Below are 1,325 nucleotides of genomic sequence, written 5' to 3' on the forward strand. Positions count from 1 at the left end.
CTGACTGTGAGGATGTGGATGGTGCCGTCCGAGGGGTCTGACCCTCCATCTGACCGACGCTCGCTGTCCTGTTGATGATTTGTCGGCCGCTTCGGACGGTGCCGCCCTGCGCGCGGCCGGTCGGGCGCGTGTGACCTCATAGGAGCCTGGCCAAAGGTCCCATCACAGTCTTGTCCTCCCGCCCGACCGGCGCGTGGCGTCCCCTCATGCGCCGCACGGAAGGACAGCATCTTCAGCATGGCAGACCAGACAGCGGTGGTCGGTGGCGTCGACACCCACACCGACTTCCACCAGGCCGCCGTGATCGACTCCATCGGCCGGCACCTGGCCACCCAGGCCTTTCCCACCTCCCCCGACGGCTATCGCCGGCTGTTGGACTGGCTCTGCTCCCACGGCGACGTGATCGCCGTCGGCGTCGAGGGCACCGGAGCCTACGGCTGCGAACTCGCCCGGTACCTGCGGCAGAACCAGATCACCGTCATCGAGGTGGACCGCCCCGACCGCCGGGCGCGCAGGGCAAGCGGCAAGTCGGACCCCATCGACGCCTTCGCCGCCGCGACAGCCGTTCTCACCGGCCGAGCCGGCGGGATCCCCAAAGCCCACGACGGCATCGTGGAGGCCATCCGCACCCTGCGGGTGGTCCGCCGCTCCGCCGTCAAGGCCCGCACGCAGACCATCAACCAGATCCGCACCCTCATCATCACCGCACCCGGTGAGGTCCGCGAACAGCTGCGCGCCCTGACGCCCGCCGAACTGATCAAGAACCTGGCCCGCTCCCGCCCCGGCACGCAGACCAACGACCCTGCCTGCGCGGTCAAGGTCGCCCTGCGGCGCCTGGCCCGCCGCCACCAATACCTCACAGCAGAGATCGACGACGCCGATGCCGAGCTGGAGGCGCTGATGGCCCGAGCAGCACCTGAGCTGGTCGCATTACCCGGCGTGGGCATCGAGACCGCCGCTCAGCTTCTGATCACCGCGGGCGACAACCCCGAGCGGCTCACCTCGGAAGCATCCTTCGCCCATCTGTGCGCAGTAGCCCCCGTCCCGGCCAGCTCGGGCCGCACCAACAGGCACCGTCTCAATCGCGGCGGCGACCGCCGGGCCAACCACGCACTCCACATGATCGCCCTGGTCCGCATGCGCTACGACCAGCGCACCCAGGCATACGTCACCCGCCGCACCGCCGAAGGCATGTCCAAGAAGGACATCCTGCGCTGCCTCAAACGCTTCATCGCCCGCGAGGTCTACAAGTACCTCGCCAGCCAACACACCCCAGCGAAGCCGCTCATTCAGGGTGCTTGACGGTCTATAGGAGCTTCATCAAC

The 1,325-nt window shown here is 68.5% G+C and carries 1 protein-coding gene; it reads left to right on the forward strand.

Features of this window, described 5'->3' with window-relative positions; genetic code table 11:
• Positions 1-237 precede the first annotated feature (237 nt).
• Positions 238-1,302, forward strand: a complete 1,065-nt coding sequence (locus AV521_RS46195; protein ID WP_076097937.1) for an IS110 family transposase — start codon at positions 238-240, stop codon at positions 1,300-1,302.
• Positions 1,303-1,325: the final 23 nt, after the last annotated feature.

The sequence above is a fragment of the Streptomyces sp. IMTB 2501 genome (genome assembly GCF_001953885.1).
GTDB lineage: Bacteria > Actinomycetota > Actinomycetes > Streptomycetales > Streptomycetaceae > Streptomyces.

Excerpts from the sequence above, each read along its gene's own strand:
- AV521_RS46195 (WP_076097937.1), top strand. The coding sequence starts at position 238 with ATGGCAGACCAGACAGCGGTGGTCGGTGGCGTCGACACCCACACCGAC.